At 70.6% G+C, this 13,480-nt stretch carries 23 protein-coding genes and 1 tRNA gene; 11 read left to right on the top strand and 13 right to left on the bottom strand.

Features of this window, described 5'->3' with window-relative positions; all coding sequences use genetic code 11:
* Window positions 1–2,307: transglycosylase domain-containing protein (locus AB0J67_RS34570; RefSeq protein ID WP_363488854.1), on the top strand; the 2,307-nt coding region annotated here is incomplete at its 5' end.
* Window positions 2,308–2,378: 71 nt separating this feature from the next.
* On the opposite strand, the gene AB0J67_RS34565 is transcribed toward AB0J67_RS34570, so the two are convergent.
* Complete coding sequence (locus AB0J67_RS34565) at window positions 2,379–2,834, bottom strand: GatB/YqeY domain-containing protein (protein WP_363488852.1); 456 nt, start codon at window positions 2,832–2,834, stop codon at window positions 2,379–2,381.
* A gap of 74 nt (window positions 2,835–2,908) precedes the next feature.
* Here AB0J67_RS34565 and AB0J67_RS34560 point away from each other — a divergent pair, with 74 nt between their 5' ends.
* Window positions 2,909–3,784 (top strand): metallophosphoesterase, encoded by an 876-nt coding sequence (locus AB0J67_RS34560; protein ID WP_363488850.1) that lies wholly within the window; start codon window positions 2,909–2,911, stop codon window positions 3,782–3,784.
* A 58-nt stretch (window positions 3,785–3,842) separates the two neighbouring features.
* A tRNA-Pro gene (locus AB0J67_RS34555) sits at window positions 3,843–3,916 on the top strand.
* Window positions 3,917–4,008: 92 nt separating this feature from the next.
* On the opposite strand, the gene AB0J67_RS34550 is transcribed toward AB0J67_RS34555, so the two are convergent.
* Together AB0J67_RS34550 and AB0J67_RS34545 are read right to left on the bottom strand one after the other, a co-directional pair.
* Window positions 4,009–4,707, bottom strand: a complete 699-nt coding sequence (locus AB0J67_RS34550) for a hypothetical protein (protein ID WP_363488848.1) — start codon at window positions 4,705–4,707, stop codon at window positions 4,009–4,011.
* A 329-nt stretch (window positions 4,708–5,036) separates the two neighbouring features.
* Entirely contained in the window at window positions 5,037–5,267 is a 231-nt protein-coding gene (locus AB0J67_RS34545; RefSeq protein ID WP_363488846.1) for a winged helix-turn-helix domain-containing protein, read from the bottom strand.
* Between the two features lie 248 nt (window positions 5,268–5,515).
* On the opposite strand from AB0J67_RS34545, the gene AB0J67_RS34540 reads away from it, so the two are divergent.
* On the top strand, window positions 5,516–5,698 hold the full coding sequence (locus tag AB0J67_RS34540; protein WP_363488844.1) for a hypothetical protein: 183 nt from the start codon (window positions 5,516–5,518) through the stop codon (window positions 5,696–5,698).
* A 115-nt stretch (window positions 5,699–5,813) separates the two neighbouring features.
* The gene (locus tag AB0J67_RS34535) at window positions 5,814–6,047 is read left to right on the top strand and encodes a hypothetical protein (protein ID WP_363488842.1); all 234 of its coding nucleotides are present in this window, start codon (window positions 5,814–5,816) and stop codon (window positions 6,045–6,047) included.
* Here AB0J67_RS34535 and AB0J67_RS34530 read toward each other — a convergent pair whose 3' ends face one another.
* Complete coding sequence (locus AB0J67_RS34530; RefSeq protein WP_363488840.1) at window positions 6,048–6,344, bottom strand: hypothetical protein; 297 nt, start codon at window positions 6,342–6,344, stop codon at window positions 6,048–6,050.
* Between the two features lie 124 nt (window positions 6,345–6,468).
* Between AB0J67_RS34530 and AB0J67_RS34525 the strand changes: the two genes are divergently transcribed.
* From AB0J67_RS34525 to AB0J67_RS34505, 5 genes are read left to right on the top strand one after another with little or no spacing between them, the layout of a single operon-like run.
* Window positions 6,469–6,627, top strand: coding sequence for a hypothetical protein (locus AB0J67_RS34525; protein WP_363488838.1), 159 nt, complete (start codon window positions 6,469–6,471; stop codon window positions 6,625–6,627).
* A gap of 54 nt (window positions 6,628–6,681) precedes the next feature.
* A complete protein-coding gene (locus tag AB0J67_RS34520) occupies window positions 6,682–7,002 on the top strand; it encodes a hypothetical protein (RefSeq protein WP_363488836.1) in 321 nt (106 codons plus the stop codon).
* Between the two features lie 3 nt (window positions 7,003–7,005).
* Window positions 7,006–7,158, top strand: a complete 153-nt coding sequence (locus tag AB0J67_RS34515) for a hypothetical protein (protein ID WP_363488834.1) — start codon at window positions 7,006–7,008, stop codon at window positions 7,156–7,158.
* Window positions 7,159–7,216: 58 nt separating this feature from the next.
* A complete protein-coding gene (locus tag AB0J67_RS34510) occupies window positions 7,217–7,438 on the top strand; it encodes a hypothetical protein (RefSeq protein WP_363488832.1) in 222 nt (73 codons plus the stop codon).
* On the top strand, window positions 7,435–7,908 hold the full coding sequence (locus AB0J67_RS34505; protein WP_363488830.1) for a hypothetical protein: 474 nt from the start codon (window positions 7,435–7,437) through the stop codon (window positions 7,906–7,908). Before AB0J67_RS34510 ends, AB0J67_RS34505 begins: the two co-directional genes overlap by 4 nt.
* Before the next feature lie 300 nt (window positions 7,909–8,208).
* On the opposite strand, the gene AB0J67_RS34500 is transcribed toward AB0J67_RS34505, so the two are convergent.
* The gene (locus AB0J67_RS34500) at window positions 8,209–8,490 is read right to left on the bottom strand and encodes a hypothetical protein (RefSeq protein ID WP_363488828.1); all 282 of its coding nucleotides are present in this window, start codon (window positions 8,488–8,490) and stop codon (window positions 8,209–8,211) included.
* Window positions 8,487–8,711, bottom strand: a complete 225-nt coding sequence (locus tag AB0J67_RS34495; protein ID WP_363488826.1) for a hypothetical protein — start codon at window positions 8,709–8,711, stop codon at window positions 8,487–8,489. Before AB0J67_RS34495 ends, AB0J67_RS34500 begins: the two co-directional genes overlap by 4 nt.
* Before the next feature lie 32 nt (window positions 8,712–8,743).
* Here AB0J67_RS34495 and AB0J67_RS34490 point away from each other — a divergent pair, with 32 nt between their 5' ends.
* Complete coding sequence (locus tag AB0J67_RS34490; RefSeq protein ID WP_363488824.1) at window positions 8,744–8,950, top strand: hypothetical protein; 207 nt, start codon at window positions 8,744–8,746, stop codon at window positions 8,948–8,950.
* A 16-nt stretch (window positions 8,951–8,966) separates the two neighbouring features.
* Here the strand turns inward: AB0J67_RS34490 and AB0J67_RS34485 are convergent, their stop codons facing one another.
* The 7 genes from AB0J67_RS34485 to AB0J67_RS34455 form a co-directional block, all read right to left on the bottom strand.
* Window positions 8,967–9,215 carry a hypothetical protein gene (locus AB0J67_RS34485; protein WP_363488822.1) on the bottom strand — a complete coding sequence of 83 codons (249 nt, stop codon included), beginning with the start codon at window positions 9,213–9,215 and terminating at the stop codon, window positions 8,967–8,969.
* Between the two features lie 12 nt (window positions 9,216–9,227).
* Entirely contained in the window at window positions 9,228–9,662 is a 435-nt protein-coding gene (locus AB0J67_RS34480; RefSeq protein WP_363488820.1) for a hypothetical protein, read from the bottom strand.
* Window positions 9,662–10,654 carry a hypothetical protein gene (locus tag AB0J67_RS34475; RefSeq protein WP_363488819.1) on the bottom strand — a complete coding sequence of 331 codons (993 nt, stop codon included), beginning with the start codon at window positions 10,652–10,654 and terminating at the stop codon, window positions 9,662–9,664. The genes AB0J67_RS34480 and AB0J67_RS34475 overlap by 1 nt, the downstream gene beginning before the upstream one ends.
* A gap of 27 nt (window positions 10,655–10,681) precedes the next feature.
* Window positions 10,682–11,374: a hypothetical protein gene (locus AB0J67_RS34470; protein WP_363488817.1), complete on the bottom strand. Its 693-nt coding sequence runs from the start codon at window positions 11,372–11,374 to the stop codon at window positions 10,682–10,684.
* A gap of 20 nt (window positions 11,375–11,394) precedes the next feature.
* Window positions 11,395–12,291 carry a hypothetical protein gene (locus AB0J67_RS34465; protein WP_363488815.1) on the bottom strand — a complete coding sequence of 299 codons (897 nt, stop codon included), beginning with the start codon at window positions 12,289–12,291 and terminating at the stop codon, window positions 11,395–11,397.
* Between the two features lies 1 nt (window position 12,292).
* Window positions 12,293–13,108: a hypothetical protein gene (locus AB0J67_RS34460; RefSeq protein WP_363488813.1), complete on the bottom strand. Its 816-nt coding sequence runs from the start codon at window positions 13,106–13,108 to the stop codon at window positions 12,293–12,295.
* 15 nt (window positions 13,109–13,123) lie between these two features.
* The coding region (locus AB0J67_RS34455; RefSeq protein ID WP_363488811.1) for a hypothetical protein at window positions 13,124–13,480 on the bottom strand (357 nt) is incomplete at its 5' end.

Raw genomic sequence — 13,480 nt, 5'->3', positions numbered from 1 at the left:
GAGCTGACCGTCAAGCGCTCCCCCCAGATCAGCTACCTGTACGCCTCCGACGGCAAGACGCCACTGGCCACCATGTACGACGAGAACCGGCGCGAGCTCCCGTTCGAGGAGATCCCGGAGATCGTGCGCAAGGCCGTGCTGGCCGCCGAGGACCAGAAGTTCTACGAGCACAACGGCGTCGACGCGCTGGGCATCGCGCGCGCCTTCGTCGCCAACAAGCAGGCCGGCTCGGTGGAGCAGGGCGCCTCGACGCTGACCATGCAGTTCGTGCGCCTGTCGATCTCGTACTCGGCGGACACCGCGCAGGAGGTGGTGGACGCCACCGAGGACACCACCAAGCGCAAGGTCCGCGAGATGCGCTACGCGATGGCCATCGAGCAGCGGATGACCAAGGACGAGATCCTCGCCGGGTACATCAACACCGCATACTTCGGCAACCGGGCATACGGCATCTATGCCGCGTCCAAGGTGTACTTCGACAAGGAGCCCAAGGCGCTGACCGCCGCCGAGGCCGCGTTCCTCGCCGCGCTGGTGAAGTTCCCCGGCGACTACAACGTGACCACCGGCGCGGGCAAGGACATCGCCATCGGCCGGCGTGACTACGTGCTGCAGGAGATGGTGCAGACCGGCGCGCTCTCCCAGGCCGACGCCGACAAGGGCAAGGCCGAGGAGCTCAAGGTCGTCGGCAAGACCACCCCGAACGGCTGCGTGCAGACCGGCAACCCCAGCTGGGGCTTCTTCTGCGACTTCTTCCAGCGCTGGTGGAACAAGCAGGAGGTCTTCGGCACCACCGCGTACGACCGCGAGCGCACGCTGAAGTCCGGCGGCTTCCGCATCGTCACCACGCTCGACCCGGCCGTCCAGCTCGCGATGAAGAAGAACGTGGACAAGCTCCGCAAGAGCACCAACGAAGAGGCGCTGATGCTGGCCGCCGTCGAGCCGGGATACGGCTACGTGCGAGGGCTCGCGGTCAACCGCAACTTCTCCATCGACGACTCGAAGAACCTGCCCTCCTCCGACCCGGCCAAGCGGCGCAAGGGCATCAAGGGCAGCCGGCCGAACACCACCAACCCGCTGCTCACCGGCGGTGACGGGTTCACCGGCTACCAGGCGGGCTCAGCCTTCAAGATCTTCTCGATCGTCGCCGCCCTGGAGAAGGGCTACCCGCTCGCCACCACGATCGACGCCAAGGACAAGTTCGTCACGAACTTCCCGGTCAGCGGCAAGGACGCGAACTGCGGCGGCTTCTACTGCGCCAAGAACGCCAGCGGCAAGGCATACGGCCCGCTGAACATGTGGGAGGCGTTCGGCCGGTCGATCAACACCTACTTCGTGCCGCTCGCGATCATGGCAGGCGTGCAGAACACGGTGAACGTCGCCAAGAAGATGGGCATCACGTTCCACGACGAGCCCGGCCAGGACCACGACGACTACTGGATGTCCAACCACGCCGACCAGTGGGGCGCGTTCGTGCTGGGCGTCTCGGCGACCACGCCGCTGGAACTGGCCAACGCGTACGCCACCCTGGTCGCCGACGGCAAGTTCTGCGAGCCGACCCCGGTCATCTCGATCCACGACAGCAGGGGCAACAAGCTCGCCGTCGGCGACCCCCGGTGCAGCCAGGTGATCAAGACGGACGTGGCCCGGGCTGCCGTCGACGCCGCGCGCTGCCCCGGCGGCGACCGGTCCGCGTACAACGACTGCCGGGGCGGCACCAACCCCCAGTCCCGCACGATCGTCGACAAGCCGATCATGGGCAAGACCGGCACCACCGATGGCTCGAAGTCGGTGACGCTGACCCTGTCCACGCGCCAGCTGACCATCTCGGGCTTCCTCACCGACCCGGACTACGCGCACAACGAAGACATGAGCCACACCATCGTCAACCCGGCCGTGCAGAAGTCGCTGCGCGACGCCATGAAGGGCAAGCCGACGATGCAGTTCGCCAAGCCGTCGAAGAAGATCGCGAACGGCGAGCAGGTGTCCATCCCGTCGGTGGAGTGCAAGCCCCTCAACGAGGCCAAGTCGATCCTCAAGAACCGGGGCTTCGACGTCAGCGTGTCGCCGGAGGAGGTCAACTCCAAGTGCCCGAAGGGCACCGCGGCGGGCACCACGCCCTCTGGCCGGACCATCAAGGGCGGCGCCATCATGATCCAGGTCAGCAACGGCAAGGGTGCGGCGCCGCCGTCCACCCCGCCCGGCCCCGGCAACGGCGGGAACGGGGGCAACGGCGGCAACGGCCGCGGCCTGCTGGGCGGGCTGCTCCCGGCGGTGCTCGGCACCGGCCGCGACGGCACCGGCGGCTGACCGCCCCGCAACAACAGCGCAGGCCCCGTACACCTCGGTGTACGGGGCCTGCCTCGTATCGGCGCCGGGACTCAGCCGGCCAGCTGGCGGCGTACCTCCGCGGAGACCTTGCCGCCCTCGGCCCGGCCGGCCACCGCCGCCTGGACCGCCTTCATCGCCGGGCCCATCGAACCCATGCCGCTGAAGCCGCCCGCGGCCAGCGCCTGGGTGACGATGGTCACCAGCTCCTCGTCCGTGAGCTGCTTGGGCAGGTAACGGGCGAGCACCTCCTCCTCGGCGCGCTCCTTCGCGGCCTGCTCGGCGCGGCCCGCGTCGGCGAACGCGACCTCGGCCTCGCGGCGCTTCTTCGCCTCCTTGGCGAGCACCGCCAGCACCTCGTCGTCGTTCAGCTCGCGCTTGGCCTTCCCGGCGACCTCGGCCACGCCGACGGCCGCCAGGGCCATCCGCAGCGTGCCGGTCACGACCTCGTCGCGCGCCTTCATCGCCGCGCGCATGTCCTCGGTCAGGCGCTCCTTCAGGGTGCCCATACCCACCTCACTGTGTGCTCCGCACAACCAACGTCACGTGCTTGCGTCCGTGCGAAGAAACTACTCTTAGCGGCATGGGTCCGCTCGGGAAAATCGCGTTGGGCACGATCGCGGTCGGCGCCGGTGCGCTGGCGTACGGCACGCTCGTCGAACGCAACTGGTTCACGCTCCGCCGCTACGACGTGCCGCTGCTGGCCCCCGAGGCCGAGCCGCTGCGCGTGCTGCACCTGTCCGACCTGCACCTGACCCCCCACCAGCGGCGCAAGCAGCGCTGGGTCCGGGAGCTGGCCGGCCTCGACCCCGACCTGGTCGTGGTCACCGGCGACAACATGGCACACCCGGACGCGGTGCCCGGCGTGCTCGCCGCGTACGAGCCGCTGCTGGAGCTGCCCGGGGCCTTCGTCTTCGGCTCCAACGACTACACCGGCCCGGTGCTGAAGAGCCCCTTCAGCTACTTCCGCGACGACCGGGAGTACGAGCACGGCGTCGACCTGCCCTTCGAGGACCTGCGCGCGGCCTTCCTCGCCGCCGGCTGGGCGGACCTGAACAACGCCCGGGCCACCCTGAAGGCCGGCGGGCGCGTCATCGACCTGGCGGGCGTCGACGACCCGCACATCGGCCTGGACGCTTACCAGCCCGGCCCCGCCGACCCCGCCGCCGCGGTGCGCCTGGCGATCAGCCACGCGCCCGAGCCGCGGGTGCTCGACGCGTTCGCCGCTGACGGCTTCGAGCTGCTGCTGGCCGGGCACACGCACGGCGGCCAGGTGCGCGTGCCGGGCTTCGGCGCGCTGGTCACCAACTGCGGCCTGGACCGGAAACTGGCCCGCGGCCTGCACCGGTGGGACCGGGCCTGGCTGCACGTGTCCGCAGGTCTGGGCACCCATCCGACCGCTCCGGTGCGCTTCGCCTGCCGCCCCGAGGCGACCCTGCTGACGCTCATCCCACGCTGAGGGGGATACCCGTTTTGGCGGAGCGAACCCGGTCAGCTAGTATTTCGGAGCACCGCTTCGGGGTATAGCGCAGCTTGGTAGCGCGCTTCGTTCGGGACGAAGAGGCCGTCGGTTCAAATCCGGCTACCCCGACCGCAGGTCAGGGCCCATTTCCACTCGGAAATGGGCCCTGACTGTTTGATCTCTATGTGTCACCCATGTGTCACCGCAGTTTGATCTAGCTGTCAGCGCTGGTCAGGGCCGGGCAGCCGACGCACGTTCTTGGCCGTGCGGGGGTCGGCCGGCGGCTGCCCATCCAGCGCGTCCACGAATCCGATAGCCCGCGCGTGCATCAGCGCGTCCGCCATCTCTGCGCGCACCTGCTCCACCACCTGCTCGCGTACCTCGGCGACGATCTGCTCTTTGCTCGGCAAACGCCGCAGGATCTCGTCGAGCTGCTTGGCGAACGAGTCCATCCGCACCTCGGCAGCGGACGCCTCCCGAGACTGGCGGTCGGCCGTCTCCCGCACCGCCCGCACCAAGGCGTTCAGCCCCTGCTCGATGGCGACCATCCGATCGCCGAACTCCGCGGCGCCCTCCATGCTGGCCGCGAGCACCAGCATGACCCGCTCCATGCGCTCGAGCCGGTCGCGCGCCTCCTTGGACCGGCCGCTCTGCGTACGCTCCTCCGCCAGGAACTTGCGCAGCTCCTCGATCATCAAACCCTGTGCGTTCTCGATCGAGAACAAGTCCTCGTTGATCTCCTCCTCGCGGACCCGGCCTTTCGCTGCCGACACGCCCCACCGGATGGTCTGCAGACCACCGAGGCTCAGCGTCACGGCCAGCGCGAGCACCGCGATGTCGAGAGTGCGGATGCCGTGGTGGTCGGGGTCGCGCGCGATGATGAAGACGCCGGCGAGCGCGAGCACGCCCAGGGCGAGCAAGCCGATGCCCGCCCACGTGAGCGCGGGAAGCTCCCATCTCGTGGATCGACGGACCGGTGACGTAGTGTGGTCGGGACTAGCGCTGCGCTGCACTGGACCTCCTCAGTGAGCCGAGCCCCCCGTGGGGCTACCGGATCGAGATCACCGAGTGTCGTCCTCGTGACAGCGCAGCGCTAGCCCCGTTTGGGGGACCGTGAGCAGGCATGACTGAGATGCACGTGAATTTTCGCACGTGCAGTAACAGGTTGCCCTTTCAACAGATCTATCAAGTTCGGCCACTCGGACCATAGTTGACAGGACGTTTACCTGATGTTCGAACATACGTTCGACTACTTGCCGCGTCGCTCCGCGACAAACGTGCCGAGGCCCTGGACGCCTTCGGTCAGCCCCCGCTCCCGCAGGACCATCAGCGCCCGCTCCGCCGTGCTCTTCGACACCGAGTAGATCTCTGCCCAGCCCGCCGCCGACGGCAACTCCTGACCGGGTTGGTACTCCCCGCGGTGGATGCGGGCCTCAATGTCGTCGGCGATGTCGCGGTACGACTGGCGCTTCGGTGGCACGGTGGGACTCCTGGCTCGACCGCCACATTGGAACACGCCGCGTGAATGACTAACAGAAGTAGCTTCGGTTACTTCAGTTACTTCAGTGACTTCAGCTAGTCTGACCTCGGGCGCTGGCTCGACACCACGCCTGAAGTGCGCTGATCCGGTCAGCTAGCGCGGCGGCCGGGGCAGTTGCCAGGGGAGCCGGCGGCACCTCCCGGCGCGTAAGCCCGGCCCCCCACCCAGCCACTACCGGGAGGGTGGACATGGGCACAGACGATCCAGACGTTGAGGGCCTGCGCCGACAGCTGCAGCTGCACGCCCACGATCCGAGCCGCGAGCGTTGCCCGACGTGCGGGCGCGCCTACTGCGTGCCGTATGCCACCGCGACCGCGCTGCTCGCCGATGCCGGCGAGGACCCGGCCGCCGTCACCAGGCGTGCGGCATGAGGCGGGCATGGGCGCGGGTGCGCCGGGTCTGGGACGAGATCGTCTGGACCGTGCACATGAGTGCGCCCAAACGCCAGACCGACGAGCAGCTCGAAGACGGGTACACCTGGTGACGATGACCGCGACGTACCGGCCGCCGCCCGGCCGGGGCCCGATCGACTGGCGGCCCGGCGAGGCGATCGACCTGCGCGACGGGATCGGCCCGCACGCCGAGCCGATGGTGCTGACGGTGAGCTGGGTGGCGCCGGACGCGGGCGGGGCGGCGACGGTGTACGGCGTCGACCAGGCGGGCCGGCACCGGACGGTGTTCGTGGCAGCGCCGCGGTGTGCGGGTCCGGCACCAAAATAGTTAAGAAGGTTTACCGGCCTCGAGCTGTGCCGCCCGCTGGGCGCGAGCCTCGGCGGTCTGGGCGAGCACCTTCTGGACCCGCTGGTAGCCGCCGTAGCCGCGCTCCTCGGCGATCTCCGACAGCGGCTTGCCGGCGGCGACCCACCCCGCGATCAGCTCGGCGCGGCGGACCTTGATCTCGGAGACGACGTCGTCGAGGAGGTCCTGGCGCTCGCGCAGGCGGTCGTGCAGCAGGCCTTCGTCGGGTTCGGCGAGCAGGTCGCCGATGACGAGCTGGAGCAGGTGCTCGCGGTCCACGGTCACTCCTTCGGGGTGCGGCTGGAATCCCGGCGAGATTACCACACCCCATGGGTTGCGCCCACACCCCATGGGGTGTAGACTGATGTCAGAAGGGAACGCCACCGAGCAAAGGGGAACCGAGATGACCACCACCGCCCGCCAGATCACCGCCCAGATCGCCCAGGCCCGCGAGGTCATGCAGTTCATGATCGCCCAGGGCTTCGCCCCGCAGACCCGCGAGCGCCAGGAGCGCCGGATCACCGCCCTCAAGGCCAAGCTCGCCGCCTGCCCCACTGCCTGACGAGGACCGGGGCCCTCCGGGGCCCCACCACCCCACCGACTGGAGGAGCACGTCATGTCCGCACTCACCGCCGCTTACCGCGTCCGCACGCAGCGCGACTCGGTCAAGCAGATCACCGCTGCGCTCACGCATGCCGCGAAGGCCGGGCTCGTCCCGCCGTCGTGGCAGATCGGCATCGACGGGTTCGCCGGGGACGTCAGCAGCCTCGGCAACGACGAGGCCGCAGTACGGGCGAACTTCACCGCCTGGGCCAAGTACTTCGGCGCGAGCGTGTGGCCGGAGCGCACCGCCGACGGCATGACCAAGCTGTCCGCCCACAACCAGCAGAAGCGCGTGGCCATCCGCGCCACGATCTTCCACCCCGAGGAGGTCTGACCCGTGCCGATCAACAAGAGCACCTTCTGCGACGAGGGCGAGTGCGACGTGTGCACCACCAGCTGGTGCGAGTGCTGGTGCCACGACACGCCCGGCCCGGACGACGACTGGCGCGAGCGCGAGACCACCGAGGACGACCACATCATGTTCGGCTGACCGACGACCGGGGGCTTCGGCCCCCGCCCGCACCACAACCGACCCGAACGGAGGCACCATGTCCCACCTCACCGACCTGGCCCGCCAGGTCACCGACGCCGAGGACGCGTGGGCTACCACGCGCAACCGCGAGGCCGGCGAGCGCGCCCGATCCGCCGCGGCCGCGCTGGCCCGCGACGCCAAGCGTGCCGCCGAGCGGCTCGCCGCCGAACTCGACGAGCACGAGCGGGCCGAGATCCGCGCGGTGTACGACAACGACCCGCACGGGGGCACCCGGTGACCGCGCCCACGAAGCGGCCGCCCCGCGAGCAGGGGCAGACGACCGACACCGCGACGCAGGCTCCCGACGCGGCGACGCAGCCGCCCCGCGCCGCCGGTCGCGCGCCGGTCGTCACGCCGGTCGACCCCGACATCGAGGAGGCCGCGGCCCGCTTCGCCGCCAAGGCCAGGACGGACGTCGCCGACCTCGAGCCGCTCGACCGGTACGTGCACCTGGACTGGTGGCGCGCGGTGTACGCACGTGCGGCGCAGCTCGTCGAGACCGAGGTCATGGGCGCTGCGCTGGCCGAACTCAGCGACCAGGGCAGGACGCTGCGCGAGATCGAGACGCTGCTGGCGGCCCAGGGCACCCCCTTGTCGGACACGATGATCGGCCGACGAATCACGGCCGCTCGTGCTGCCAACGCCCGCGACGCAGCCGCGGCGCGCGCCCGCTCGGCTGCGTCATCGGACGACGCAGAGCGCAGGTGAGCCCGGACCGGGATGTAGGTAGCACCCCGGTCCGGGCTCGCGACGGAGCCTACAACGACGAAACGGCCCGCCTCCCGAAGGAGGCGGGCCGTTCACGTGTGTGGCTCCGCGTCTCGCTGACCGCCCTGTCCAGCCCGCGACTTACGGCATCTTGGCTACCCGGATCTCCTGCCCGGACCTCATCCGACTACGTCAGACATTGTCCCGGCCATATCAGCGAGCCCGTAGCGGGCCGGGATTCGTATACCGCAGAACCATCGAAGACGATACCCCGCAGACGCAAGGTGCGGAAGTCTCGCGCTAAACGCGCGCCGGCCAGCACCACGTGCCTGGCGGGATCTCACCGTCGACCAGCTCGCCCGGGGCGACGTTGTACTCGGTGAACCCGCCGGACTCCCCCGGGGTGAACACCCACAGGTGCACGTGCTGGTCGCTGTCGAGCGCCGGGATCAGACCCTGCTCGACACCTCGCGGGTCCAGCGAGGACACGTCGCAGGTGACGATCGCGGCGCGCATGGCGTGGAAGCCGAACCGACCGCGGTAGTGGACGATCCGGCCGAGGGTCGGCTTCGGCGCGCTCACGCGTCCGCCTCGACGAACTGCAGGGTGTACGCCTTGCCCTGCTCGAACCGGTCGGCGACCTCGCCGCGCAGCGTCATCGACAGGCTGAGCGCGGGCGTGTAGAGCGACCAGTCCTTGTTGCGGCCGTCGGCGTAGTCCGGCACGAACGTCACGTGCACCTGACGGGTGTCCCCCTCGCCGGTCTCGGACTTGCTCTGGCAGTGGATCTTCGCAGTTACCACGGTTGCCTCCTGGGCGGATGTACGGTGTGCCGATGGCGCTGATGCGCAAGCAGCGGCTGTTCGGGTGGGTGACGTCCACCGCGCAGCACCCGGCGGGGCGGCGGTGGCGGGTGACGGTGGTCCTCGGTCGGCGCCGCGTCGTCCACAACTGGGTGGACAGCTGGGGCAAGGTACGCGAGCAGCTGGCTGAGGCAGATGCGCTGCGGCCGCCAACGTGGCCAGCAGACTGGCCACGCTGACGGCGCCGGCGGCCGGTCAGGCCTGAGGCTCGGACCCGAGCCACGGCACCCACCGGCGCAGCAGCTCATCGACGCCCGGGATCGCGAGTACGCGGGTGACCGCGGCCGCGACGGCCAGCACCTGCACGACAGCCGGGACGGTGGAGATGTCCGCCGCGGCGGCGATCTGCGGGGCCAGCGTCGCCAGTGCGACGAGCACCGCAAACGCGGTCCGGGCGGTCGCCCGCCACGGGTGGCGGGTCTGGGTCGGGGTCTGCTCGGGCATGTTCCCTCCTGGTCATCCTCCGCGCGCGGTCGGCGTCAGCTCGTCGATCCGCGCGATGATCGCGCCCGCACCGGGCACGTACTGGGCGATCAGCGGCCGCAGCTCGAGCAGCAGGTGCTCCATCCGCTGCGCCCGCAGATCGGCGTTCCACGCCGCGCTGTCAGCCCGGTTGGCCGCGACGCGCGCCTCGCGGGCGTACTCTTCGGCCATGCGGGCACGCTCGGCAGCCGCGACGATCTGCGCGGCCTGGTCGGCGATCAGCTTCTGGTAGGTGCCCTGCACGGTGTCGATCGCCTGCTGCACCGCATCGGCACGCTTGGACTCGGCCTCGGCCTCCTGCTGCTCTGCCGACGCCGCGCGCTGGCGCCGGCCCGCCCAAAGACCAGCGCCGCCGGTCAGCAGACCGACGACGCCGGAGATGATCGCTGTGGTGGTCGCCGGATCCATCACGACGGCGTGGCGGCGGCGTACGCCTTGGCGAGCTGCTCGCGCAGGTGCTCCTCGCGCTCGACCGCGGCGGCCGCGCGCGCCTCGGCGGCGGCCAGGTTCGCCCGCAGCTCGCCGATCTGGCGCGCGAGGTCGGCCTCCATCGCGGCGAGCTTGGTCATGACCGGGGCGACGTCCGCGCCGCCCGCCGCGCCGAGGGCCTGGATCGCGGCGAGGTGGACCGCGTCGCGTACCTTCTCGGCCTCGGACGCGGCGACCAGCTTCGTGGCGGCGGCCAGGGTCTTGGCGAGTTCGCCTCGGACCTCCGCGAGCTGCTCGACCTCGCTGTTGCCCGCCCGGACGCGGCCGGCGAGCGGCGTGGTGTCGCGGTACTCGGGCAGCACCACCTTCCCCGACGACCTGTCGCCGCCGTAGAACACGAAGGTGTGCTGGTCGTGGACCTCGTCCTGCGTGGTCTCCGACATGTCGTCTCCAATCACGATCGAGGCGAGCCGGGCCAGGGCGGCGCGGTCGCGGAGTTTGCGCCGGTCGATGCCGGCGTGCACGTGGTCGAGGTGCGAGCTGTTCGCGGTGGCGGCCCGGTTCTCGCGGTTGTTGTAGCCGGTGACGGTCGTCAAGTCGGCGGCGGCGCCGTAGACCTCGAACACGAAGTCCAGCTCGCCGGACTTCATGGCGGCGATGATCCGGGCGGTGATCGCGGCGACCTTGCGCCGGTTGTCGGCCGTGCCCCACACGCCCGGCGTGATGTCGATCGCGGCGATGTGGCGTGCCTGGTCGGCGGTCAGGCCGGACTGGACGGTGTAGGACCGGTTGGTGCACCACTGGCTGTTGAGGATCCATTCCTGCGACCGGTGGTGGCCGCGGCGGTGGTCCTCGTCGCCCTTGGTCCCGACCGCGCTGCGGGCGATGCCGAGCCCAGCAGCGATGGCGTCGCAGCACTCGTCCAGCTCGTCGGTGACGATCTCCCGCTGCCACCATCGGTCTTCGGTCATCGCGGACACGGGTCCTCCTTACGTGGGTCAGAGGCTGACGCCGCTGTTGCCCGGGTCGCGGCCCATGAAGTACACGAGCAGCGAGATCGGGAACGTCGGGCCGCCGAGGATGTCGACGTTGCCGGTTCCGCCCTGGCGCTGCACGCCCAGCCACAGCGACAGCGTCCCGTCGACCGTCGGGTACAGCTCGCACGTCGCGGGTTGGGTGGGCGGGTTGGCGGTGGTGTCGCACTGGTCCTGCGTTAGGCCGAGTACGGTCGAGCCGACGGTCGCAGGTGCGCCGGTGGTGTCGGCGCGGACCGTCGCCCGCAGCCGGTCGCCGGCCACGGAGCTGTGCAGCGACAGCGCCGAGGTGAGGATCGTGTACGCGTAGCCGCCCAGGATCGGGATGTTGTCGATGCGCAGCACGCCGATCTCGGTGGTGGTCGTCGCGGCCGAGTTGGTGGTGCGCTGCCCGCGGGCGATCAGGCCGGACACCATCGGCACCCACGCGACGCCGTTGTACTGCTCGTAGCGGCGCACGTCGGCCAGGAAGCTCACGGCGCCGTGGTGGGGGCTGACGCCCAGCCGCGTGAACGCGACCGTGCGGGCGGCCGAGTTGGCGAACCGCATGATCTGGTTCAGGACCAGCTGGTTGGCCAGGCGTGCCAGATCCTCGTGCACCGTGGGAGAGCTGGTGGACTCCGGCGTCGTGATGCTGTTGATCTCAGTGGTGGGCACCGGTCCTCCTACGGGGTACGTCAGCCTGGGGCCATGGACATCTCGAGGTAGCTGGTCTCGCCCGCGCGGACGCCGTTGTAGCTGCCGTACGCGTCGGCGAGCACCTGGTAGGTGTGGTCGTCGCCGCCTTCGGCCTCGCCGTCGGGACGGGCGGTGACGTCGAAGGCCAAGGACACGTGCTCGACCAGCAGGGTGGGCAGCAGCGGCTCGAGCCGGTCGGCGCCGCGGCGGTCGACCGACACGTACCACTGGTGGCTGCCCCACTCCGGTGGCAGCTGCAGCAGCAGGTCGGACCCGTCGGCGAGGATCGCGTCGATCGCAGCGAGGTCGGCGTCGCCGTCGGTCTCGACGGTGACGAGCCCGGAGGGCGCACCGAACGCGCCGTGCACGACGATCGGGTCCGGCCGCAGGGGTGCGACGAGCACACCGCGGCGGGCCTGCCGCTGGCGTGGGCCGAGCGACCGGATCGTCAGCAGCAGGTTGAGGCTGGGGCGGGTCGGGTGCTTGAGCCACGCCTCGGTGCCGCTGGCCAGGGTGACCGCGTCGGATACGGCGGTGGATCCGTCGCGCTCGGGGCTGGTCGCCTGGTAGGTGACCTCGACGTCGAGGGGTGCCTCGTAGTCCCAGCGGGCCCAGCCGGTGCACACCAGCGCCGGGTCGCCGCCGCGTACCTGGTGGGTGCTGCCGTCGGGGTGGACCCGGACCACGGTCGCCTCGCGGATGCCGGGCCAGTACAGGTCGACCCGGACCCTGCTGCCAGCCGGGTCGGGAGTGGCGGCCAGGTGCCCACCCCACAGGCCGTTGGCTGCAATCGCGGGCCAGCCGTCGGACGGATGCAGGCCGGGCAGCAGACCGGCGGTGCGCCGCAGCGGCGAGCCCACTCCGAACAGGTCGGCCAAGCGCGAGCTGGCCGGCATGTCATGCCTGCACGAACTGGGCGCTGCCCGAGGTGATGCCCCCGGCAGTGCCACTGGCCAAGTAGAGGAACTGGGGTGCGCAGCCGTCGGCGACGGGGCCGCCGCCGTCGGCCGGCCCGTACCCGCCGGGCACGCTCGGTGCGGTCAGCGGGATGGCGCGGCCGAGCCGTCGGTACATCACCAGCGACAGCGACCCCGACACGAGCGACGACGCGAGCTGGAACGCGGTCGGGACCCGGATCCCGTAGTCGCCGGCGGCGAGCCCGAACGGCAGGAACGTCCCGATGGGCGCGGCCGTGGGGATCTGCACCGCCCAGGCGCTGACCAGCGGCGTGCCGTCGGAGTCGGTGTAGGTCAAGAACGCCAGGATCGGCGCGGCGGAGCCCAGGGTGGCGGTGATCTCGATGCCGATCTCGACGCCGACGCCGAGCGTGGACTTGTTCGCGTCGCGGGCCGGCAGCGCCACCGGCGCCGGGATCGACTGCAGGGCGGTCGACGTCACCGACAGGCCGCTGTTCTCCCACATGCGGTCGATGAGCACGGCCTGGGCGACGTTGGCGACACCGGACATGTCGACGGCGTTGAGGTAGCACTCGCGGCCCGCGACCGCCGTCGGCGCGGCCAGGGTGCCGGAGCGGCCGTTGGACACCGCGGTGCCGTTGACGCCGGCGGACGGTGCGGTGCCCGGACCGGGCAGGCCGTTGACGTACATCGGGCTGAACCAGCTCCCGGCCGCGGCGGCCGTGAAGGACGCCTTGTACCAGTTCAGGACCGGCAAGCGCCCGTTGAGCAGCGCGTCGACCGTGCCGACACCCATGATGATCTCCTTAGGTCAGCGGTGTGCCTCGACACCGGCGATGACGCTGATGTAGCCGGCGGCGGTGGACTGGTTGCGGATCGCGACCCGGGCGTACGCGGCGCCCTCGGGTACGACGACGGTGCCGCCGAGATCCGGCACGAACGGGAACGTGTCGAAGTCCGACCAGAGCAAGCTCGTCGATGCGGCCTGCTCCCATGTCTGGTCCGACCGGGTGAACCAGCCGACGTACAGGCTCAGCGTCGTGGTGCCGGTGACCACGAACGCCTCGGTGGCGGCCGCTACGGTGATGTCCTCGCCCGGGGTGACCGGGATGGCCGCGCTGTACACCAGGTGGTCGGCGGCACCGCTGGACGGGGAGTCGTACAGCTG

The organism is Catellatospora sp. NPDC049609, assembly GCF_040675365.1.
Taxonomy (GTDB): Bacteria; Actinomycetota; Actinomycetes; order Mycobacteriales; family Micromonosporaceae; genus Catellatospora.
The sequence above is the reverse complement of the archived record's forward strand: the minus strand, read 5'-3'. Positions and strand labels throughout refer to the sequence as shown.